Here is a 19,953-nt window from a genome sequence, read left to right as displayed (position 1 = left end):
CGGCCGCATTCAAAACCCCGGCCGCGGAACGTGGCTCATCAGCGTCCGCACATAACCGCCATCGACGATGATCTCCTCCCCGTTCACATAGGACGATCGGTCGCTTGCCAGGAACAGGATCGCGTCCGCCATGTCCTGCGGCGCGCCGATCCGTCGCATCGGCACCGCCGCGCTGCGGCGCTCGGTGACGCCAGGCGTATCGTAGAAGGCCTGGCTCATCGGCGTGACCACGAGACCCGGGCTGACGACGTTGCTGCGGATGCCGTGCGGGCCCCATTCAGCGGCGAGCTGCTGCGACAGCATGACGACGGCGGCCTTGCTGACGCTGTAGGCGCCGCTCTGCTCCTGCGCGTTGCTGGCGGCGATCGAAGCAACATGGATGATGCTGCCATGGCCGGCTTGTCGCATCTGACGGCCGAACGCTTGCGCGCAGATGAAATAGCCCGTGAGGTTGACCGCAAGCACCGCGTTCCATTCCGCAAGCGGCAGCGTATCGAGCCCGCCGGGGCGCAGTACGGCAGCAGCGTTGACGAGAATGGCGCAAGGACCGAGCACGCGCTCGATCGTCGCTGCAGCCGACGCGACGCTCTCCGCACTCGTGGTGTCGCAGCTTGCGACAAGGTGACCGTCGCCGAACTCACGCAGCCTTGCCTTGGTTTCTTCGAGCCCGCGCTCGTCGCGATCGAGCGCCGCAACCTTGACGCCCGCACAGGCAAAACTGACCGCAGTGGCGCGGCCGATGCCGCCGCCTCCTCCGGTGACGACGGCAACGCGGCCCGACAGGCCGAGCCAGTCGGACGAATGGTGTTCACTCATGGGCGCCTCCCGTACATTTGGTTTATGCCCGAAAGCATAACCGAACGCGTGACAGGCGTGCGCGATCCCGGGACGCATGCCGGAATCGCGTTTGCGCCTGATCTGGCGCAGCCTAGGTGCTAGCTAGCCCGCGATCCCCGCCGCGACCTGGCCGCGCAGCCGCTCGAGGCTGAGCAGCGTGTTGGCGCAGGCTTCCGCGGCCTCGATGCCCTTGATGACAAAATGCCGGCGGAAGAAATCCTGATGCACTTCGGTCTCGTGGAATTGCTGCGGCGTCAGAACCGCGGAGAACACCGGCACCTCGGTGCGGAGCTGCACCTCCATCAATGCCTTGATTACCGTGTCGGCGACGAACTCATGGCGATAGATGCCGCCATCGACGACGAGCCCGGCGGCGACGATCGCGGTGTAGCGGCGCGTCTTCGCCAGGATCTGCGCATGCAGCGGGATCTCGAACGAGCCTGGCACCTCAAACACATCAACATTGGTGATGTGGCGCGCCTCGATCTCCTTCAGAAAGGAGATGCGGCACTCGTCCACCACTTCGCGATGCCAGCTGGCCTGCACGAAGGCGACACGTTGCGGCTTTGCGAAGCGCGGATGTTCTGGCTCCGGCGGAGCCGCCGGCGTTTCGGGAGCGATATCTGCTTGGGAGGTTTGGACGTCAGCGTCTTGCAACATCTGATTCATGGCTTTCCTCTTTCAGGACCAGAATCAGGGCACACGGACAACGACAAGAGCCCCACGCGAATCCGTGCGGGCTGCCGCAACCGTTCTCTTTCATCCGGACTGTAACCGTCGGCTTCGGAATTGCACCGAATCTGCTGACCCTTCCCCCAGTTCAGGAGGAAGGCGCTCGCGGGCTTGGGCTGATCGCCCTTACCGCCGGTGGGGATTTCCACCCCGCCCTGAGAACATCGGCACGCCCGGGATGGACATGCCTGGCAGCAAATATGACCAATACGCGACAGGCGGGCAAGATGCTTCGACATGGGGAATTGGATGTCCCCATGAGCGCGTTGCGCGTCTTCCGGCCACATTTGAGGTCGCCGGGCGCCCGATTCAGCGGCGCGGCGAAGCACAAGCAGATGGTTAACAATTCGTTACCAGCCCGCTTCGATTCCGATTTGTTCTCAATTTTACAGATGCGATCGCGATCAGCTGTGGACGAGGCGCGCTTTGGCTGTGGACGGACTCGGCGTGCGGTTGCGCGGATTCCGCAAATCACATCACTTCATTCGCGTCAGGTCCAGGGGCATCCGGAAGCCCATTTCAGGAGCTGCACTCGGCCACGACGCAGTTTGTCGCGCTTGCCGGCTTCCGTGTGCGTATCAACAGATCATAAGAACAAGGGTCGAGACGGTATGTCCCTCCTCGAAGGCATTATCGATTCCCGGAGCAATCCGCTTGCGGTGGTCGAGGATATCGCCACTGACAACAACTGGGCGTTCGAGCGTTCCGGCGACGACGAGGTGACGATCGTCTCCAAGGGCGACTGGATCGACTATCAGCTCTCCTTCACCTGGATGGGTGAGATCGAGGCGCTGCATCTCGCCTGCGCCTTCGACATGAAGATTCCGCAAGCGCGGCGCGCCGAGGTGCAACGGCTGATCGCCGCGATCAACGAGCAATTGTGGGTCGGCCATTTCGACCAGTGGACCCACACCGGCATGATCATGCATCGTCAGGCGCTGGTGCTGCCCGGCGGCCTCACCGCGTCCGCTTCGCAATGCGAGAGCATGCTGGTCAACGCGATCCAGGCCTGCGAGCGCTACTACCCGGCGTTCCAGTTCGTGGTCTGGGCCGGCAAGTCGGCGGCCGAGGCGATGTCGGCCGCGATGTTCGATACCGAAGGCGAGGCGTAAGCTTCTCTGCGGATTTGGTCGTCATGCGCGGGCTTGACCCGCGCATCCATCCAGCAAGAGCCTTCCGCGGCGATGGATTGCCGGGTCCCGTCTACGCCAGGGCTCCGACGAGGCCAACAGGCTCAGGCGCGCGAAAGCCTTGGCGAAGGCAGCAAGCCCGGCACTGACATTTGGGTGCTTGTCGCCCTTCCTGCGCTTCACTAGGGTTCAGACTCAATTGATCCAATAGGCGACGATGGCGGCGAGGTGCACGGCAGCCAAGAAGTTTCTGGCAAGTTTGTCGTAGCGAGTTGCGACACGCCTGAAGTCCTTGAGGCGGCAGAAACAGCGCTCGATGACGTTGCGTCCCTTATAGGCGCGTTTGTTGAAGCTGTGGAGGATGACCCTGTTGGATTTGTTTGGAATGACGGGCTTGGCACCACGATCGACGATTTCGGCGCGAAAGCCGTCGCCGTCGTATCCTTTGTCGCCGATGAGGGCAGACATGGGTGGCGCGAGTTCCAAAAGGGCCGGCGCGGCGGCAATATCTGCGTCCTGGCCTGGAGTGAGATGAAATGCGCAAGGTCTGCAATCAGGGTCGCTCAGCGCGTGGATTTTCGTGGTCCGCCCGCCGCGCGAGGAGCCGATCGCCTGTTCATGCTCCCCCCTTTTCCGCCGCTCGCCGAGCGATGCGCTTTGATCGAGGTGGAATCGATGGACAAAGTCACGCCATCCTTTCCGCAGCGGGCGAGCGCTTCAAAGATCGCCTGCCAATGTCCGCGCTTGGCCCAGCGATTAAAGCGATTGTAGATCGTCGTGTAAGGACCATAGTCGGGCGGACAATCGCGCCAGCGTGCGCCGCACTGAAGCATGTGAATGATACCGCTGATAATGCGTCGATCGTCATCGCGCGCCGGGCCAGTCTGGTTCGTTGGCAGATGCGGCTTAATCTGAGCCCACTGCTTGTCGTTCAGCCAGAACAGCCCCTTGCGCACCTAACTCCCCCGTGCCGAATCAATCCAACGCGAGGGAATCAGAAATCGCTAATTAGGTACAGACCCTAGAACCGCCTGTGGTATCGCGACGAGCGCAGGGCGCCCGCGCGGGAGTCCTGGCTTTCGCCGGGACAATATAGAGTTGGTGGAGATGCCCGTGAACACAAGCAGCGCATTGAAGAACACCACCGGCACCATCGCGCTTGCGGGCGCGGGCAAGATGGGCGGGGCGATGCTGACCGGCTGGCTCGCGCAAGGGCTCGCGCCGGAGCGGGTCGTGGTGATCGACCCGCATCTTTCGCCTGAGATTTCCGCACTTGCCGCGCAGGGCGTCCGCCTCAACCCGAAGGCTCAGGATGTCGGTGCGGTCGATACGCTCGTCGTCGCGGTAAAGCCGCAGTCGTTCCGCGAGGCCGGAGCCGCGCTCAAGGCGATCGTCGACCCCTCGACATTGGTGGTCTCGATCATGGCCGGCACAACGATCTCGGCGCTGGACGAGGTCTGCGGCGGCGCGGTGGTGCGCGCGATGCCGAACACGCCGGCGGCGATCGGCCGCGGCATCACGGTCGCGGTGCCGGCGAAGAATGTGACCGCCGCACAGCGCGCCACGGCGAACGCGTTGCTGCAGGCGACCGGGCTCGTCGAATGGGTGGAGGATGAAAGCCTGATGGATGCGGTGACCGCGGTCTCCGGCTCCGGCCCGGCTTATGTGTTCCTGCTGGCCGAAGAGCTGGCCCGCGCCGGCGTCGCGGCCGGCCTGCCGGAGCAACTCGCAACCACGCTGGCGCGGGCGACTGTCGCAGGCTCCGGCGAGCTGCTGCATCGCTCGGACCTGCCGTCCGCGACCTTGCGTCAGAATGTCACCTCGCCCGGCGGCACCACGGCCGCGGCGCTCGAAGTGCTGATGGCCAAGGACGGGATGCAGCCGCTGATGACCCGCGCCATCGCCGCAGCGACCAAGCGTTCGAAGGAATTGGCGAAGTAACGCATCCTCCGTCATTGCCGGGCTTGCCGCCTTCGCCAAGGCTTCGGCGCGCCCGAGACCGTTGGCCTCGTCGGAGCCCTGGCGTAGACGGGACCCGGCAATCCATCTCGCACGGAGAGCTTCTTCGTTGATGGATGCTCGGGTCAGGCCCGCGCATGACAAGTTTGCAGGGCGGACAGTGCGAGCGGTCCTGTGCCGAGCTACTGCGCTTGGCCCGGCGTTCCGGCAAGCCTTCGGTTGAAATTCCCGACGTTGATCAGGCCGCGGGCATGGCGGCCTTCGCCGAGCTTGCGCGTGCCTTCGAAGGCTTCGACCTCGAAGCGGATCACGCGGCGCTCGACCGTGATCACCCTTGCCGTGGTCCGCACCGTGGCGCCCACGAGGGCTGCCGCGAGATGCCGGATGTCGACCTCGGTGCCGACGGTGACCCAGCCGGGCTGCAACACGTCACGGATGGCGTCGCCCGATGCCATCTCCATCTCCAGGATCATCATCGGCGTCGCATAGACCATCGGCATATCAGGCACGAAGTGCCCGACCGTGCGCTCCGGTGGCACGACGAGCATGCGCTCGGCGGTCATGCCGATCTTGATGAAGTCGCGTGCGTCCATTGATGCCTCTAGACGGATGTCGTCCCGGCCGAGCGACTTGTCCGCCGTAGCTCAACGAGCGAAGACGGAAGCGTGAACCTCGGATGCATGGGGAAATCTGGGGATTGCGGATCGGGACTCCGGGGTCAGCTCTCGCGGGCTGCCCCGGAATGACGCTCGTTGTTGGAGCATGATCTTTCCGGGAAACCTGCTTCCACTTTTCCGGATCATGCTCTGGCGCATCACTTCTTCGCTGCGGCAGCGCGCTCGACGAAGGACTTGCCGCCCTTCATCTTGTGATGCAGCGGCGCTTCGTTGATCTGGATCACGACCGCTTCCGCATCGATGCCGAGGTTCTTCACCAGCGCCTGCGTGATATCGCGCATCATGCCGAGCTTCTGCTCTTCGGTGCGGCCGGCGGCCATGCTGACGGTGATCTCAGGCATTGTGCTCTCCCTTTTGTCTTCGTCATGGCTGGGCTTGTCCCGGCCATCCACGTCACCTTGCATCAAACAAGACGTGGACATCAGGCACAAGGCCGGACGTGACGTCGCGAGCGAATGGCTATCCCCACGTCACGTCATGCCGCGCCAGGACCTCACGGACCTTGGCGACCAGATCGGCCTCCGTGCAGGAGAACTGCGCAGGCCGCGCTTCGCGCCATTCCTGGTTGGAGGCGATGGCGGCCGCGGCCTTGGCGCCCTCGATCAGATCCTTGATCTGCACTTCACCGCGCGCCTTCTCGTCCGAGCCTTGGATGATGACGCAGGGCGAGTTGCGGCGATCGGCATATTTGAGCTGGTTGCCCATGTTCTTCGGATTGCCGAGATAGAGCTCGGCGCGGATGTTCGCACTGCGCAGCTGCGCGACCATCTTCTGATAGTCGGCGACGCGGTCGCGGTCGAACACGGTGACGACCACCGGACCGAACTCGGCACGCGCATCAAGCTTGCCGAGCATCGTCAGCGCGGCCTGCAGGCGCGACACGCCGATCGAGAAGCCGGTCGCGGGTACCGGCTCGCCGCGGAAGCGCGAGACGAGACCATCGTAGCGGCCGCCGCCTCCGACCGAGCCGAACCGCACCGGACGGCCCTTCTCGTCCTTGGTGTCGAGCAGCAGCTCAACCTCGTAGACCGGGCCGGTGTAGTATTCGAGACCGCGGACGACGGAGGGATCGATCATGATCCTGTCTTCGCCATAGCCAGCCGCGCCGATCAGTTCTTTTATTTGCGCTAGCTCGGCAATTCCCTCCTGCCCCAGCGCGTTCCCTGCCACTGCTTTTTCGAAGTTTGCAATTGTAACCTCGTTCGAACCAAGTTCACTCTTAGAGCCAGACGAGGGATCGCCTTTCCAGCCGGTGAAATTGATCACGCGCCATATTCCGCGAGAGTCGAGTCCGGCACCTGCCGTGAAGTCCCCCTTTCCTTCTTCACCGCCGTCCCACCGACCGGGACCAAGTAGCTTCTCGACCTCTTCGACCGGAAATTTGTCCAACTTGTCGATCGCGCGCAGCACCGTTAGTCGCTTCGCCGCATTGTTATCACCGCCGAGACCAATGCTCTCCATCAACCCATCAAGCACCTTGCGATTGTTGACCTTCACCACATAAGAGCCGCGCGGAATCCCGAGCGCCTCCATCGTGTCGGCGGCCATCATGCAGATTTCGGCATCGGCGGCCGGCGTCGCCGAACCGACCGTGTCGGCGTCGAACTGCATGAACTGGCGGAAGCGGCCGGGACCGGGCTTCTCGTTGCGGAACACGTAGCCGAAGCGATAGGAGCGATACGGCTTTGGCAGGTGATCGAAGTTTTCCGCGACATAGCGCGCGAGCGGCGCGGTGAGGTCATACCGCAGCGAGATCCACTGCTCGTCGTCGTCCTGGAACGAGAACACGCCCTCGTTGGGACGGTCCTGGTCGGGCAGGAACTTGCCGAGCGCGTCGGTGTATTCCATCGCCGGCGTTTCCACCGGCTCGAAGCCATAGAGTTCGTAGACGGTGCGGATCTTCTCGACCATCTGCCGCGTCGCATTGATCGCGGCCGGGCCACGATCCTCCAGCCCGCGCGGCAGCCGCGCCTTCAGTTTCTGCGGTTTTTTGGGTTTCTCGGCCATGTCTTAACGTCGGCTGTAAGTCAGTATTGACCTACAGCCGGGTTATCAGCCGAGGCGGCGCGGAGCAAGGCATCCGGCTGCTCGCCCCGCTTGCGGCGAGAGGCCGGAATTCAAGCCCGTTTGAATTCGGGGAAAGGAGGCTCACGGCGAGTCCCGCTGCAGATCTTGCCCTCACCCCACCCTCTCCCCGCAAGAGCGGGCGAGGGCGTGAGAGAGCGTGTCTGCCTCACGCCAAACCGCCAGTTACGCGACGTTTCTGATCCAATTATGCGGGTCGTTGGTGCGACCGTACTGGATGTCGACCAGCTTCTTGCGCAGCCCCATGGCGGCCGGACCCGCCACGCCGCCGTTGATCTGGAAATCCCCGCTCGCCGAGCACACCTTGCCGATCGGCGAGATCACGGCCGCGGTGCCGCAGGCGAAGGCTTCCTTCAGCTTGCCGCTGGCGGCGTCCGCGCGCCACTGCTGGATCGTATAGGGCTCCTCGCGCACGCGCGTGCCGGCATCCCTGGCGAGCGCGATGATCGAATCGCGGGTGATGCCGGGCAGGATCGTGCCGAGCGGCGGCGTCGAGAGCGAGCCGTCGTCGAACACGAAGAAGATGTTCATGCCGCCGAGTTCCTCGATATAGCGGCGCTCGACCGCGTCGAGGAACACGACCTGATCGCAGCCGCGATCGATCGCCTCGGCTTGCGCGCGCAGGCTCGCGGCGTAATTGCCGCCGCATTTGACGGCGCCGGTGCCGCCGATCGCAGCGCGGGTGTAGTTCTCGGAAACCCAGATCGACACCGGTGCGGGCCCACCCTTGAAATAGGAGCCGACCGGAGAGGCGATGACCGCGAAGATGTACTCGGCCGACGGCTTCACGCCGAGGAAGATCTCGCTCGCGATCATGAAGGGCCGCAGATAAAGGCTGCCCTCGCCGCCCGGGATCCAGGCCCGGTCGATCCTCACGAGCTGCTCGACCGCTTCGATAAACACCGGCTCCGGCAGCGGCGCCATCGCCATGCGCTCGGCCGAATCGTGGAAGCGTCGCGCATTGGCGTCGGGCCGAAACAGGTTCACGCCGCCGTCGTCGCGCTTGTAGGCCTTGAGACCTTCGAAAATCTCCTGTGCGTAGTGCAGGACCGCGCCGGCCGGATCGAGCGGAAAATTCGCGCGGGCTTCGACACGCGCGCCATGCCAGCCTTTCGCCTGATTGTAGCGGACGATGGCCATATGATCGGTGAAAACCCGGCCGAAGCCCGGATCCACGAGCTTGGCCGCGCGCTCCTTGTCGGGGGTCGGGTTCGCCGTCGGCTGGATTTCGAATTTCAAACTCATTTTGTTGCTTTCCGCTCTCGCAATGGGCGCGATGTCTGGCGCCGGCCTGTTTCCCCGGGGCCTGCTGGCTTGGTTGGTCCGGACTCCACCCTCGCCAGCCTTAAGCCGGCTTCCGGCGCCAACATGCCGTTTAGACATGCTTTTGCGGAATGCTGAAGTCCAGTATGTTTGCCGAAATGCCGCTCGACAATCGCACGGTAGTCCAATTTGCGGCCCAAACCGCCATCACTGGCTCTTTCAGGCCGCCTCAAACGTTGTCAGGGACAAAACGACTTAATGTTTCGTCGCGACAAGCAGTTTTGTAACATTGAACCCAAGATACGTCAACATGGCTGACATAAATTTCCCGGGCATGGCTGCCCAACCCGATTCGCAGGGAAGCGACACCTCGCCTTCTGCAGCGGGCGCGCGCGATCTGCGCTGGGACATTATCGAGCTTCTCTTCTTCGCCTACCGCGATTTCGTCGGCGACGCCGACCAGGAGCTGGAAGCGTTCGGCTTCGGCCGTGCCCATCACCGGGTCATTCACTTCGTCACCCGCTATCCCGGGCTCAAGGTCGCCGACCTGCTCGACGTGCTGCGCATCACCAAGCAGTCGCTCGGGCGCGTGCTCAAGCAGCTGCTCGACGAAGGCTACATCGTGCAGAAGACCGGCAACAATGATCGCCGGCAGCGCCTGCTCTATGCGACGCCCAAGGGCGAGGCGCTGGTCGCCAGGCTCGCCGGGCTGCAGACCGACCGCATCAACCGCGCGGTCACCGGTATCGATGCCGCCGGCATCGAGACCGTTCGTCAGTTCCTGCGCGCGATGATCGATCGCGACGACCCCGACAAGGTGCTCGAAGCGATCTTCGGCGGCGGCAGAAAGACAAGGGAGTGACCGTGGCGCAGACTGCAACGATGGTGCGGCCGCCGGCCGAGCCGGCGGACGACGCACCGCATCTCCTCCTGGTCGACGACGACCGACGCATTCGCGACCTCTTGTCGCGTTTTCTTTGCGGCGAAGGCTACCGCGTCACGACCGCGCCGAGCGCCAGCGACGCGCGCGCCAAGCTCTTGGGGCTGCACTTCGACCTCCTCATCCTCGACGTCATGATGCCCGGCGAGAACGGTTTCGATCTCGCCCGCTTCATCCGCTCCTCCTCGTCGGTGCCGATCATCATGCTGACCGCCCGCCACGAGGCCGAAGCCCGCATCGAGGGCCTGCAGATCGGCGCCGACGACTATGTCGCCAAGCCGTTCGAGCCGCGCGAACTCGTGCTGCGCATCGGCAATATCCTCAAGCGCACCGCACCGCCGCAGGTCGCGGCCGTCGAGCAGATCGCGTTCGGTCCCTACGTCTTTCACATCGAGCGCAGCGAACTGCGTCAGGGCGAGGAGATCATCCACCTCACCGACCGCGAGCGCGAGATGCTGCGCATCCTTGCCTCTACCCCTGGCGAGACGGTGCCGCGCGCAGCGCTGACCAGCGGCGGCACCGTCAACGAGCGCGCGGTCGACGTGCAGATCAACCGCCTCCGCCGCAAGATCGAGCACGATCCCGCCAATCCGCTGTTCCTGCAGGCCGTGCGCGGCATCGGCTATCGTCTGGTGGCCACTCCCTAAAGCCCGTCCATGAGCACGCTCGACTCCGGCCTGACCCTGATCCGCAACGCGTCGCAGCGCGTGTCGAAGGCCAATGGCTGGATGGGCAATGCGTTCAAGAGCTGGATGCCGACCGGCCTCTATGCCCGCGCGTTGCTGATCATGATCGTGCCGATGGTGGTGCTGCAGACCGTGGTCGCGTTCGTGTTCATGGAGCGGCACTGGAACACGGTGACGCGGCGCCTGTCGGCCGCGGTGGTATCGGACATCGCCGCGCTCATCGACGTCTACAAGAACTATCCGCAGGACAAGGACCGCGCACAGCTTCGCCACATCGCCCAGAAGCTGCAGCTCGTGGTCGACTTTCTCCCCGCGGGCGACATGCCGCCGCCAGGACCGAAGCCGTTCTTCTCGCTGCTCGATCAGACGCTGTCGGTCCAGCTCGGGCGGCAGATCAACCGGCCGTTCTGGATCGACACCGTCGGCAATTCCAACCTGGTCGAGATCCGCGTGCAGCTCGACGATGCGGTGATGCGGATCTTCGCCCAGCGCAGCGCAGCCTACGCCTCCAATTCGGAGATCTTCATCTTCTGGATGCTCGGCACCTCGACGATCCTCTTGATCGTCGCCGTGCTGTTCCTGCGCAACCAGATCAAGCCGATCCTCAGACTCGCCGATGCCGCCGAAAGCTTCGGCAAGGGCCGCGAGGCGCCGAATTTCCGGCCGCGCGGCGCGCGCGAGGTGCGGCGCGCGGCGCAGGCGTTTATCGAGATGAAGGCGCGCGTCGAGCGTTCGATCGAGCAACGCACCGCGATGCTGGCCGGCGTCTCACATGACCTGCGCACCATCCTGACACGCTTCAAGCTGGAGCTCGCCTTGCTCGGCGAAGGCCCCGAAATCGAGGCGATGCGCAAGGATGTCGACGAGATGTCGATGATGCTGGAGGACTATCTCGCCTTCGCCCGTGGCGATTCCGGCGAGGTCGCGCAGCCGACCGACATGGCGATGGCGCTGGAGGAGTTGCGCAGCGACGCCGAACGCCATGGCCACACCGCGACGGTAGCGTTCCACGGCCTGCCGGTCGTGACGGTGAAACCGGCATCGTTCAAGCGCTGCCTCGGCAACCTCGTCTCCAATGCAGCGCGCCATGCCAACACGATCTCGATCACCGGCCATCGCGACCACCGCTATCTCACCGTGACCGTCGACGACGACGGGCCCGGCATTCCGGCAAACATGCGCGAAGAGGTGTTCAAGCCGTTCCTGCGGCTCGACGATGCCCGCAACCAGGACGAAGGCGGCAGCGGGCTTGGACTTGCGATCGCGCGCGACATCGCGCGCTCGCATGGCGGCGATATCATGCTCGGCGAAAGTCCGATGGGCGGGTTGCGAGCAGCCGTGCGGGTGCCGGTCTAGCGAGTATCTGAGGCAGATCCGCGATCCTGAGGTGCGAGCGCTTGCGAGCCTCGAAGGATGCACGGCCACCGTCCAGGCCGGCGTGCTTCCAGACGCGCGCTTTGCGCGCTCCTCAGCATGACGGAGATAAAATTCAGGCGCGCGGCAACGCTGAATGCGGCACCCTACTTCTGCTTGGGCAGGAGCCCCTTCAGCTTTTCCATGTCCTTGACGTTCATCTTCATGCCGCCGGGCATGATCATGTCGCCGGGCTTCTGGTCGCTCTTGCACGCGCCGAGCCACTTCGCCTCGATCATCGTCGTGCTGTCGCGCGCGCCGGACGGGCCACCCTCCACGTGCGAGGTGCTTTTGACGGTATAGGCCGAGTTGAAGTCGCCGGCGATCTCGGCATGCGAGGTCACCGTCACACCGGCGACGCCACAGACGCTGTCGCTGACATAGCCGGTGGCAGTCTTCTGGATGTCCTGCTTGGAGCAGACCTGCTTCGCCATCGGCGCGGCCGTCGTGCTCATCTCCTTGTCGGTGGACTCGTCGGTGCAGTGCTGCATAGTCATTTCCGGCATCGACGAGCCGGTCTTGACCATCTTCATCTCCCACAGGCCCGCCTTGCGGGTCGGCAGATCGACCGCGCTGGCAGCGCCGGCCGACAACACCAGGCAAACGGCCGAACCAAGCAAAGCAAGACGTCGCACCATAGCGATTGACTCCCGGTTACCGATCGCAGGGTTCGACGGCGCTCAGTAGCGCGTACGCAACGGCCGATGTGCGGAGCCGTAGGGCACCCAGCGGCAGGCAAACGAGATGTAGCCACCCGGATAGGACTGTACGGAGAGGAATTTCACCACCTTGCCGTAGGAGGCACAGTGATCGACGGCGAGCAGCCGCGCATCGGTCTGCATCGCCAGCGAGTAGGCGATAATACCGCCGGTATCATTGCCCTTGAACGGCGGTACCGGCTGCAGCCAATCGGCCCGCGCCGGCACGACGGCCAGCATCCCGCAAACGGCAACCAGGCACGCGGCCAATTTCCTTCGCATCGGAGACTCCATTTCGCCTGTAGCCAACATAGAGCGCGCCGGCGGTCGTGAAAAGAACGCGCGGTTCGCCGAAGTGGACTTCTCCGCAGGTGTTGCCGCGCTGCACTTGACCTTGTCGGGGCTTCACGGCACCGTCCGCCACATCGGATTATCGGGTGGATTCCCATGCGCGACCTGTTCATGTCAGCCAAAAAGCTCGGTGTTGGTGCCGCGCTCGCGTTCGGCCTGCTAGCCTCCGGGGGGACAGCGCAGGCTGCGAACCCGTTCGAGCTGAATTTCTGGCTGTCCGGGCCGCGCTACGACGGTAACGTCGCCCCCTGCGAGAGCGCCCTCCCCGTCATCAGCGAGCAATTCCACGAGAAGGAAGCCACCTTCTGGAATTCACCGCTGGTGATCACCGGCTACGACCGGATCCATGAGACCGCCTTCCGTCCCTGGCAATCCGACAATATCCCGCGCCGTTATTGCTCCGGCAACGTGATGCTGAGCGACGGCAAGATGCGCAAAGTGCACTTTTCGATCATCGAGGACGGCGGCTTCGCCGGCTTCAACCAGGGTGTCGAATGGTGCGTCAGCGGGCTCGACCGCGACTGGGCTTACAACCCCTCCTGCCGGGCCGCGCGACCCTGATTTCCCCACCAGATTGACGAGCCAGCGTCCGCGAGCCGTCCGCTCGCGGGCGGATGACGCATTTGTTCTTGAAATGTTCTGGTCGCCTGCTAGGTTCTAAACCGTCGAGTGAGGGAGCGTTTGATGCATCGGTTGGCCATAATTTCCCGATTTCTGGTTTCAATTGCAGCCTTGGTCCTATGCACTACGGTCACGGCATCGGCTCAGGATCGCCGACAGAACGCACCGGGTGAGTTCGATTTTTACGTGCTGTCGCTGTCGTGGTCGCCGTCCTTCTGCGAGGCGGCGAGCGAACGCGGCAACAACGGCCGCGGTACGCAAGCCCAGTGCGGCGGACGGCCGTACTCCTTTGTGGTGCACGGCCTGTGGCCGCAATATGAGCGCGGTTTCCCGGAATACTGCCAACGGCCCTCGCCGCGGCTCGCCCGCGGCATCATGAGCTCGATGCTCGACCTAATGCCGGCGCCCGGCCTGATCTACAACGAATGGGACAAGCACGGCACCTGCTCGGGCCTCGGCGAGCGCGCCTATTTCGAGACCATCCGCAAGGCGCGCGCCGCGGTGAAGATCCCCGAGGAGTTTCTGCAATTGTCGGAGCCGAAGACGATCTCGCCCGACGATCTGGAAGCCGCATTCATCAAGGTCAATCCGGGGCTCAGCAGTTCGGCGATCGCGGTCACCTGCGACAGCAGGCGGCTCAGCGAGGTGCGGATCTGCCTCAGCAAGGATCTCCAGTTCCGTTCCTGTGAAGAGATCGATCGCCGCGCCTGCCGCCGCGACCAGGTGCTGATGCCGCCGATGCGTGGCGGCTAGGACTTGGCGTTCCCGCCGCTGTGACGAGCGTCGGCGGCGCCCGAATTCGCCGGTGCTCAGCGAGCGACGGTGGACATATCGCCGTGCTCGCAACGACGTGGTAACGGCTATCGCATGAACTACCGTCACGCCTTTCATGCCGGCAACTTCGCCGACGTCATCAAGCACATCGTGCTGGTGCGCATGCTTACCTATTTGCAGGAGAAGCAGGCGGCGTTCCGCGTCATCGACACCCATGCCGGCGCCGGGCTGTACGATCTGACGTCGAGCGAAGCGCAGCGCGGCGGCGAATGGCTCACCGGCATCGCGCGGCTGATGCAGGCGCGCTTCTCCGACAAGGCGCAGCCGCTGGTCACGCCGTATCTCGACATCGTCAGGGCGTTCAATCCGAAGGCGGAGCTGAAAACCTATCCCGGCTCACCCTTGATCGCACGCGCGCTGCTACGACCGCAGGATCGCCTCACCGCCTGCGAGATCGAGCCAACGGCACGCAAGCAACTGATCGACGCGTTGCGGCGCGACACGCAGGCCCGCGTTGTCGATCTCGATGGCTGGACGGCGCTTCCTGCGTTCGTGCCACCGAACGAGCGGCGCGGCCTGGTGGTGATCGATCCGCCATTCGAGGCCAAGGACGAGTTCGAGCGGCTGGCAAAAGGGTTCTCGGAAGCGTTCGCAAAGTGGCCGACCGGCACGTATCTTTTGTGGTACCCCGTAAAATCCCGGAGGGCCACAGACGACCTCGCGCACAGCGTGGCCGCGGCGGCCGCAACAAGCAAACCGGCCGGCAAGTGCTTGCGTTTGGAATTCAGCGTAGCACCGCAGGGAACGGGCGGCGGCCTCGTTTCGACCGGGCTTTTGATGGTGAATCCGCCGTGGACGCTGGCGAGCGAGCTGAAGCTCATCCTGCCCGAACTCGAGAAGCCGTTAGGCCAGGGCGGTGCAGCCCGCTTCAGACTTGAAACGCCTAAACCTTAATCCGGCGCCCACCGAAAAGTGCGATTTGAGCGTAGTCAATCTGCGCGGAACCGTATTATGCTCATCCTGTTACGACTGGCTTTACGTTCCGCTTCCGCGAATGGTTGCGGCGGAGTGACAAGGCCGAAATAAATCCAGGCAGACCGGCGGCGTGACGCCGGCCTGTTCAGGTGGCCAAGCTTCCGACAAGCGAATGTCGGTCAACCGCTGCGCGGCGTGCGTAGCGGTGGAGCAATACGGGGGAGGAGTTTCCCGATGGCCATGACTGGGACAGTCAAGTTCTTCAACGGAGAGCGGGGCTACGGCTTCATCAAGCCTGATGATGGCGGCCGCGATGTGTTCGTTCACATCACAGCCGTCGAGCGGGCGGGATTGAAGGACCTGACTGAAGGACAGCGCATTACATTCGAGGTCGAGCCGGACAAGAAGGGCAAAGGCCCCAAGGCGGTCAACCTGGTGGTTTCATCGTGAGTGCGCGCGTGATCCGGACAATCGGAAGCCTGGCTTCCGAAATGGATCATGCGCGAGCGAGAGACCTGAGATCGTGCCGCGATTGCATGCGACCGCGTCGTGATCCCGGACTCACGACGAAAGCGGAATGACGCGTTGCGTGTGAACTGCCAGCCGGGCACACGACTCGTGCTCGCTGCTGATCACCTGCATGATGCGGCCGCCCGAGTGCGGACTCCGCAGAGTTGGAAACGTGCGGCCCACCGGATGCCTGCGGTCGGATTCCCAACGAGCATGCCCTCCTCCGCGACGTCCCGTCAGCACAAAAAGAAACCCGGCCACGCAATGCGCAGCCGGGAGTTGGTGGTCGACGTCTTCTTGTTCTCAGAAGTGATAGTTGATGCCGGCGCGGACCAGGCTGAAGCTGTAGCCGTTCGCGGCGCCGCCGGTGAGCGCGAAGTTGCTGGTGGCGAGATCGACATAGAGGTATTCGACCTTGGCGCTCCAGTGCGGAGCAAAGCCCATCTCGGCGCCGGCGCCGATAGTCCAGCCCGCATTGGTGTGGGTCTCCGAGACGCCGAACGTCTCGCCGCGCAGCTCGCCGAAGGCGAGACCACCGGTTCCGTAGAACATCACGTTGTTGAAGGTGTAGCCGACGCGGCCACGCACGGTACCGAACCAGGGATTGGAGAACTTCCAGGGTGCGAATGTATCGTCCGCGGCCGAGGCCTGGATGTCGCCCTCGATACCGAACACCCAGGGCGTGCCGTTCTGGAAGTTGTAGCCGGCCTGGACACCGCCGGCGAAGCCGGACGGCTTGGTCGGGTTGTTGTCGATCGAGCCCCAGTTGTAACCGATATTGCCGCCGAGATAGGGTCCGGCCCAGCTATACGCGTTGAGCGGCTGATAGACCGTGTAGGGCGATCCGTAGTTGAGATCGGCTGCCGCCGCCGAGGTCGTCCAGCCTGCGACGATCAGCGCCAGCACGCGCAAAACCAACCGGGTCATCGGTACTCTCCACCACGCAACTGCCGCGACCTGCCGGCTTGAGCGACCGGCATGGTTACGGAATTCCACTTTTTTCTCTAAGGCTTATCGAGAGCTTTAGGTTAAAGGCCTGTTAAGGCCGGTTACCAGCCGCTTATCAGTCTTAACAAGACGTTACACACCCGCCCCCACGCAGCGTGCAGGATTGGTAACCCCCTGCAATCGGCCCTCTTTTCCAGCGCTGGCGGCGCTGGCGACCGCCCGTTCGAGCGCTTAGTTTACGCCCATGGTTCACGATTCTCCCGAGCGTCCGACACCGCCCCCCCGACAGGCGCGGCGCGGTTCAAAATCCGACCTGCCGCAAGACGACCTGGCACTCCAGACGGGCGATGTCGATCCCGAAACCTCTGTAGCCGACGAGGACGACGAGGCGCGCCTGCCCGACGCGGAGGAGGCCGCCGAGGGGGGCGTGGAGGGCACGCTCGCGACGGGGCACGCTGCAATCGAGAACGCGGTTCGCCTCGCCCCCACCTCGCCTGGCGTCTACCGCATGCTCAACGCCGTCAACGACGTGCTCTATGTCGGCAAGGCGAAGAACGTCAAAAAGCGGCTGTCGTCCTATGCGCGGGCCAACGCGCCGCTGGCCGCGCGGATCCTGCGCATGATCGCGGCGACCACCCATGTCGAGATCATCTCGACCACGACCGAGACCGAGGCGCTGCTGCTCGAGGCCAACCTGATCAAGCAGCTCCGTCCGCGCTTCAACGTGCAGCTGCGCGACGACAAGTCGTTTCCCTATATCCTGATCACCGGCGACCATTGGGCGCCGCAGATCCTCAAGCATCGCGGCGCGCAGACCAGGCCCGGACGCTACTTCGGCCCGTTCGCGTCCGCCGGCGCCGTCAACCGCACCATCACGGCGCTGCAGCGCGCGTTCCTGATCCGCTCCTGCACCGACGGCTTCTTCGAAAGCCGGACGCGGCCGTGCCTGCTCTACCAGATCAAGCGCTGCGCCGGTCCCTGCACGCGCGAGATCGATTTCCCCGGCTACAGCGAGCTGGTGCGCGAGGCGACCGAGTTCCTGTCGGGCCGCAGCCATGCCGTGAAGGAATTGCTTGCCGCCGAGATGGAGAAGGCTTCCGGCGAACTCGAGTTCGAGACCGCGGCCCTTTACCGCGACCGGCTCGCGGCGCTGTCGGCGATTCAGTCGCAGCAGGGCATCAACCCGCGCACCGTCGAAGAGGCCGACGTGTTCGCGATCCATCAGGAAGGCGGCTATTCCTGCGTCGAGGTGTTCTTCTTCCGCACCGGCCAGAACTGGGGCAACCGCGCCTACTTCCCGAAGGCCGAGAAGACCTTCACGCCGGAAGAGGTGCTGTCCTCGTTCCTCGCTCAATTCTACGACGACAAGCCGCCTCCGAAGCTGATCCTGCTCTCGCACGAGATTGAGGAGACCGCGCTGCTCGCCGACGCGTTGTCGGTCAAGGCCGGATACAAGGTCGAGGTCTCCGTGCCGAAGCGCGGCGAGAAGAAAGAGTTAGTTGGCCACGCGCTCACCAATGCGCGCGAGGCGCTCGGCCGCAAGCTCGCGGATACCGCAACCCAGGGCCGGCTGCTGGAGGCCATGGTCACCACGCTCGGCCTGCCGCACACGCCGAAGCGGATCGAGGTCTACGACAACAGCCACATCCAGGGCACCAATGCGGTCGGCGCGATGATCGTGGCCGGCCCCGACGGGTTCATGAAGAACCAGTACCGCAAGTTCAACATCAAGTCGGAGGGGCTGACGCCCGGCGACGACTACGGGATGATGCGGGAGGTGCTGGAGCGGCGCTTCAAGCGCCTGTTGAAGCCGCCGGAAGGCGACGCCGCCAAGGACACTGCAAAGGCCAAGGCGGACGACGATTCCTCCTTCCCGCAATGGCCGGACCTCGTGATCATCGACGGCGGCCGCGGCCAGCTCAACGCGGTCAGGGAAATTTTCCAGAACCTCGGGCTGACCCAGGTCTCGCTGATGGCGGTCGCCAAGGGGCCGGACCGCGACGCCGGCCGCGAGACGCTGTTCATGTCAGACCGCGAGGCCATCAAGCTGGAGCCGCGCGACCCGGTGCTGTATTTCATCCAGCGGCTGCGCGACGAGGCCCACCGCTTCGTGATCGGCTCGCACCGCAAGCTGCGCAAAAAGGACATCCGCGAGGCCGGCCTCCAGGAGATTCCCGGCATCGGCCCGTCGCGCAAACGTGCCTTGTTGCATCATTTCGGAACGCTCAAGGAGATCGAGCGGGCCTCGATTGCCGACCTCGGCAGGGTTCCGGGCGTCAGCGCGGAGAGCGCCCGCAAGATTTTCGAGTTTTTTCACGCCCAGCCGGGTTAAAGGGGACACGAGTCATCAGGGCGTCGCCTGCGACCGGCCATCTTGGTTCCGCACTGTTGACCTTCTCGCCTCAGCGGTATTGGTAGGACGGATGAACATCGCCACGACCCGGGGACAGCCCAAGACCCTGTCCCTCCCGAATATCCTGACCTATGCCCGCATCGCCGCCATTCCGGTGGTGATCGGTGCCATCTATTGGCAATCGATCCTGGACGGGCCCCTGTGGCTGCGCTGGGTGGCGCTGGCCGTGTTCATCGCCGCGGGGGTGACCGACTATCTGGACGGCTATTATGCCCGGATCTGGGACCAGCAATCCGCCTTCGGCCGGATGCTCGACCCGATCGCCGACAAGCTCCTGGTCGCGTCCTGCCTGTTGATGCTTGCGGCCGACAACAGCATCCATGGCTGGACGCTGTGGGCGGCCATCGTGATCCTATGCCGCGAGATCCTGGTCTCCGGCCTGCGCGAATATCTGGCGGGCTTGCGGGTCAGCGTTCCCGTCACCAAGCTTGCGAAATGGAAGACAACGATCCAGTTGATCGCGATCGGGTTCCTGCTGGCCGGCGAGGCCGGCGACCAGGCCTTGCCGCCCGCTGCGGGGCCGCTCGTCACGATGATCGGACTGTTCCTGCTCTGGATGTCGGCGATCCTCACGATCTATACCGGCTGGGACTATTTCCGCGCCGGTATCCACCACCTCATCAAGGAGGATGAGGGATGAAGCTGAAGTATTTCGCCTGGGTCCGTGAACGCGTCGGCAAGGCGGAAGAAACCGTCGAGCCGCCGGTGGAGGTGCGCACCGTCGCCGACCTGATCGGCTGGCTGTCCGCGCGAGGCGAAAGCTACGCCTATGCCTTCGAGAAACCCAAGGTGATCCGCGCCGCGATCGATCACGCCCATGTCAAGCCGGACGCGGCGATTTCGGGCGCGCGCGAGATCGCGTTTTTCCCGCCGATGACTGGCGGATAGCGTTTTCGAGCGAAGCGGGTACCGGTTCGCGTGAAGAAAACGCGTCAAACAAA

General features: G+C 64.0%; 21 protein-coding genes, 1 pseudogene and 1 riboswitch. Of the genes and pseudogenes, 12 read left to right on the top strand and 10 right to left on the bottom strand.

Annotated features, from left to right (window positions below; all coding sequences use genetic code 11):
• Positions 1 to 9 precede the first annotated feature (9 nt).
• Positions 10 to 816, bottom strand: a complete 807-nt coding sequence (locus MTX23_RS06970; RefSeq protein ID WP_280975885.1) for an SDR family oxidoreductase — start codon at positions 814 to 816, stop codon at positions 10 to 12.
• A 123-nt stretch (positions 817 to 939) separates the two neighbouring features.
• Positions 940 to 1,506, bottom strand: a complete 567-nt coding sequence (locus tag MTX23_RS06965) for a 6,7-dimethyl-8-ribityllumazine synthase (RefSeq protein ID WP_280975884.1) — start codon at positions 1,504 to 1,506, stop codon at positions 940 to 942.
• Between the two features lie 78 nt (positions 1,507 to 1,584).
• A riboswitch (FMN riboswitch) is annotated at positions 1,585 to 1,736 on the bottom strand.
• Positions 1,737 to 2,180: 444 nt separating this feature from the next.
• Between MTX23_RS06965 and MTX23_RS06960 the strand changes: the two genes are divergently transcribed.
• Positions 2,181 to 2,681, top strand: coding sequence for a YbjN domain-containing protein (locus MTX23_RS06960; protein ID WP_280975883.1), 501 nt, complete (start codon positions 2,181 to 2,183; stop codon positions 2,679 to 2,681).
• A gap of 213 nt (positions 2,682 to 2,894) precedes the next feature.
• Here MTX23_RS06960 and MTX23_RS06955 read toward each other — a convergent pair.
• Positions 2,895 to 3,655, bottom strand: a pseudogene (locus tag MTX23_RS06955) (IS5 family transposase).
• A 151-nt stretch (positions 3,656 to 3,806) separates the two neighbouring features.
• On the opposite strand from MTX23_RS06955, the gene proC reads away from it, so the two are divergent.
• Positions 3,807 to 4,640: a pyrroline-5-carboxylate reductase gene (gene proC / locus MTX23_RS06950; protein ID WP_280975882.1), complete on the top strand. Its 834-nt coding sequence runs from the start codon at positions 3,807 to 3,809 to the stop codon at positions 4,638 to 4,640.
• A 200-nt stretch (positions 4,641 to 4,840) separates the two neighbouring features.
• On the opposite strand, the gene MTX23_RS06945 is transcribed toward proC, so the two are convergent.
• From MTX23_RS06945 to MTX23_RS06930, 4 genes are all read right to left on the bottom strand, one after another.
• Positions 4,841 to 5,251, bottom strand: coding sequence for a hotdog domain-containing protein (locus MTX23_RS06945; RefSeq protein WP_280975881.1), 411 nt, complete (start codon positions 5,249 to 5,251; stop codon positions 4,841 to 4,843).
• A 221-nt stretch (positions 5,252 to 5,472) separates the two neighbouring features.
• Positions 5,473 to 5,676, bottom strand: coding sequence for a tautomerase family protein (locus MTX23_RS06940; protein ID WP_280975880.1), 204 nt, complete (start codon positions 5,674 to 5,676; stop codon positions 5,473 to 5,475).
• Between the two features lie 118 nt (positions 5,677 to 5,794).
• Entirely contained in the window at positions 5,795 to 7,342 is a 1,548-nt protein-coding gene (hisS, locus tag MTX23_RS06935; protein ID WP_280975879.1) for a histidine--tRNA ligase, read from the bottom strand.
• 243 nt (positions 7,343 to 7,585) lie between these two features.
• Entirely contained in the window at positions 7,586 to 8,665 is a 1,080-nt protein-coding gene (locus MTX23_RS06930) for a branched-chain amino acid aminotransferase (RefSeq protein ID WP_280975878.1), read from the bottom strand.
• 352 nt (positions 8,666 to 9,017) lie between these two features.
• Between MTX23_RS06930 and MTX23_RS06925 the strand changes: the two genes are divergently transcribed.
• Genes MTX23_RS06925 through MTX23_RS06915 form a run of 3 tightly spaced genes read left to right on the top strand, consistent with a single transcriptional unit; the run spans position 9,018 to position 11,665 of the window.
• On the top strand, positions 9,018 to 9,545 hold the full coding sequence (locus tag MTX23_RS06925) for a MarR family transcriptional regulator (RefSeq protein ID WP_280977989.1): 528 nt from the start codon (positions 9,018 to 9,020) through the stop codon (positions 9,543 to 9,545).
• Positions 9,546 to 9,565: 20 nt separating this feature from the next.
• A complete protein-coding gene (locus MTX23_RS06920; protein WP_280977988.1) occupies positions 9,566 to 10,270 on the top strand; it encodes a response regulator transcription factor in 705 nt (234 codons plus the stop codon).
• Positions 10,271 to 10,279: 9 nt separating this feature from the next.
• Positions 10,280 to 11,665 carry an ATP-binding protein gene (locus MTX23_RS06915; protein WP_280975877.1) on the top strand — a complete coding sequence of 462 codons (1,386 nt, stop codon included), beginning with the start codon at positions 10,280 to 10,282 and terminating at the stop codon, positions 11,663 to 11,665.
• A 164-nt stretch (positions 11,666 to 11,829) separates the two neighbouring features.
• Here the strand turns inward: MTX23_RS06915 and MTX23_RS06910 are convergent, their stop codons facing one another.
• Both MTX23_RS06910 and MTX23_RS06905 read right to left on the bottom strand, forming a co-directional pair.
• Complete coding sequence (locus tag MTX23_RS06910) at positions 11,830 to 12,360, bottom strand: DUF3617 family protein (RefSeq protein ID WP_280975876.1); 531 nt, start codon at positions 12,358 to 12,360, stop codon at positions 11,830 to 11,832.
• Positions 12,361 to 12,402: 42 nt separating this feature from the next.
• On the bottom strand, positions 12,403 to 12,702 hold the full coding sequence (locus MTX23_RS06905) for a hypothetical protein (protein WP_280975875.1): 300 nt from the start codon (positions 12,700 to 12,702) through the stop codon (positions 12,403 to 12,405).
• A gap of 165 nt (positions 12,703 to 12,867) precedes the next feature.
• Between MTX23_RS06905 and MTX23_RS06900 the strand changes: the two genes are divergently transcribed.
• The 4 genes from MTX23_RS06900 to MTX23_RS06885 all read left to right on the top strand — a co-directional run bounded on the left by MTX23_RS06900 (position 12,868) and on the right by MTX23_RS06885 (position 15,591).
• A complete protein-coding gene (locus tag MTX23_RS06900) occupies positions 12,868 to 13,332 on the top strand; it encodes a hypothetical protein (RefSeq protein ID WP_280975874.1) in 465 nt (154 codons plus the stop codon).
• Between the two features lie 123 nt (positions 13,333 to 13,455).
• The gene (locus MTX23_RS06895) at positions 13,456 to 14,145 is read left to right on the top strand and encodes a ribonuclease T2 (protein ID WP_280975873.1); all 690 of its coding nucleotides are present in this window, start codon (positions 13,456 to 13,458) and stop codon (positions 14,143 to 14,145) included.
• A gap of 114 nt (positions 14,146 to 14,259) precedes the next feature.
• Entirely contained in the window at positions 14,260 to 15,120 is an 861-nt protein-coding gene (rlmJ, locus tag MTX23_RS06890; RefSeq protein ID WP_280975872.1) for a 23S rRNA (adenine(2030)-N(6))-methyltransferase RlmJ, read from the top strand.
• Between the two features lie 255 nt (positions 15,121 to 15,375).
• Positions 15,376 to 15,591 carry a cold-shock protein gene (locus tag MTX23_RS06885; protein WP_066502379.1) on the top strand — a complete coding sequence of 72 codons (216 nt, stop codon included), beginning with the start codon at positions 15,376 to 15,378 and terminating at the stop codon, positions 15,589 to 15,591.
• Positions 15,592 to 15,954: 363 nt separating this feature from the next.
• On the opposite strand, the gene MTX23_RS06880 is transcribed toward MTX23_RS06885, so the two are convergent.
• Positions 15,955 to 16,578: an outer membrane protein gene (locus MTX23_RS06880; RefSeq protein WP_280975871.1), complete on the bottom strand. Its 624-nt coding sequence runs from the start codon at positions 16,576 to 16,578 to the stop codon at positions 15,955 to 15,957.
• Positions 16,579 to 16,843: 265 nt separating this feature from the next.
• On the opposite strand from MTX23_RS06880, the gene uvrC reads away from it, so the two are divergent.
• The 3 genes from uvrC (at position 16,844) to moaD (ending at position 19,900) form a co-directional block, all read left to right on the top strand.
• A complete protein-coding gene (gene uvrC / locus MTX23_RS06875; RefSeq protein WP_280975870.1) occupies positions 16,844 to 18,931 on the top strand; it encodes an excinuclease ABC subunit UvrC in 2,088 nt (695 codons plus the stop codon).
• A 91-nt stretch (positions 18,932 to 19,022) separates the two neighbouring features.
• Positions 19,023 to 19,652, top strand: coding sequence for a CDP-diacylglycerol--glycerol-3-phosphate 3-phosphatidyltransferase (gene pgsA / locus MTX23_RS06870; RefSeq protein ID WP_280975869.1), 630 nt, complete (start codon positions 19,023 to 19,025; stop codon positions 19,650 to 19,652).
• Complete coding sequence (gene moaD / locus MTX23_RS06865; protein ID WP_280975868.1) at positions 19,649 to 19,900, top strand: molybdopterin converting factor subunit 1; 252 nt, start codon at positions 19,649 to 19,651, stop codon at positions 19,898 to 19,900. Before pgsA ends, moaD begins: the two co-directional genes overlap by 4 nt.
• Positions 19,901 to 19,953 lie beyond the last annotated feature (53 nt).

Origin of the sequence: Bradyrhizobium sp. ISRA436 (genome assembly GCF_029910015.1) — a bacterium.
In the GTDB taxonomy this organism is placed as follows: domain Bacteria; phylum Pseudomonadota; class Alphaproteobacteria; order Rhizobiales; family Xanthobacteraceae; genus Bradyrhizobium.
The sequence above is the reverse complement of the archived record's forward strand: the minus strand, read 5'-3'. Positions and strand labels throughout refer to the sequence as shown.

Bases quoted from the DNA above. Each gene is read 5' to 3' on its own strand.
- MTX23_RS06920 (WP_280977988.1), top strand. From the start codon at position 9,566: ATGGTGCGGCCGCCGGCCGAGCCGGCGGACGACGCACCGCATCTCCTC.
- MTX23_RS06880 (WP_280975871.1), bottom strand. From the start codon at position 16,578: ATGACCCGGTTGGTTTTGCGCGTGCTGGCGCTGATCGTCGCAGGCTGG.
- pgsA (WP_280975869.1), top strand. From the start codon at position 19,023: ATGAACATCGCCACGACCCGGGGACAGCCCAAGACCCTGTCCCTCCCG.
- MTX23_RS06965 (WP_280975884.1), bottom strand. From the start codon at position 1,506: ATGAATCAGATGTTGCAAGACGCTGACGTCCAAACCTCCCAAGCAGAT.
- MTX23_RS06960 (WP_280975883.1), top strand. From the start codon at position 2,181: ATGTCCCTCCTCGAAGGCATTATCGATTCCCGGAGCAATCCGCTTGCG.
- MTX23_RS06925 (WP_280977989.1), top strand. From the start codon at position 9,018: ATGGCTGCCCAACCCGATTCGCAGGGAAGCGACACCTCGCCTTCTGCA.
- proC (WP_280975882.1), top strand. From the start codon at position 3,807: ATGCCCGTGAACACAAGCAGCGCATTGAAGAACACCACCGGCACCATC.
- rlmJ (WP_280975872.1), top strand. From the start codon at position 14,260: ATGAACTACCGTCACGCCTTTCATGCCGGCAACTTCGCCGACGTCATC.
- MTX23_RS06885 (WP_066502379.1), top strand. From the start codon at position 15,376: ATGGCCATGACTGGGACAGTCAAGTTCTTCAACGGAGAGCGGGGCTAC.
- MTX23_RS06970 (WP_280975885.1), bottom strand. From the start codon at position 816: ATGAGTGAACACCATTCGTCCGACTGGCTCGGCCTGTCGGGCCGCGTT.
- MTX23_RS06940 (WP_280975880.1), bottom strand. From the start codon at position 5,676: ATGCCTGAGATCACCGTCAGCATGGCCGCCGGCCGCACCGAAGAGCAG.
- MTX23_RS06930 (WP_280975878.1), bottom strand. From the start codon at position 8,665: ATGAGTTTGAAATTCGAAATCCAGCCGACGGCGAACCCGACCCCCGAC.
- MTX23_RS06915 (WP_280975877.1), top strand. From the start codon at position 10,280: ATGAGCACGCTCGACTCCGGCCTGACCCTGATCCGCAACGCGTCGCAG.
- uvrC (WP_280975870.1), top strand. From the start codon at position 16,844: ATGGTTCACGATTCTCCCGAGCGTCCGACACCGCCCCCCCGACAGGCG.
- MTX23_RS06945 (WP_280975881.1), bottom strand. From the start codon at position 5,251: ATGGACGCACGCGACTTCATCAAGATCGGCATGACCGCCGAGCGCATG.
- moaD (WP_280975868.1), top strand. From the start codon at position 19,649: ATGAAGCTGAAGTATTTCGCCTGGGTCCGTGAACGCGTCGGCAAGGCG.
- MTX23_RS06910 (WP_280975876.1), bottom strand. From the start codon at position 12,360: ATGGTGCGACGTCTTGCTTTGCTTGGTTCGGCCGTTTGCCTGGTGTTG.
- hisS (WP_280975879.1), bottom strand. From the start codon at position 7,342: ATGGCCGAGAAACCCAAAAAACCGCAGAAACTGAAGGCGCGGCTGCCG.
- MTX23_RS06900 (WP_280975874.1), top strand. From the start codon at position 12,868: ATGCGCGACCTGTTCATGTCAGCCAAAAAGCTCGGTGTTGGTGCCGCG.
- MTX23_RS06895 (WP_280975873.1), top strand. From the start codon at position 13,456: ATGCATCGGTTGGCCATAATTTCCCGATTTCTGGTTTCAATTGCAGCC.
- MTX23_RS06905 (WP_280975875.1), bottom strand. From the start codon at position 12,702: ATGCGAAGGAAATTGGCCGCGTGCCTGGTTGCCGTTTGCGGGATGCTG.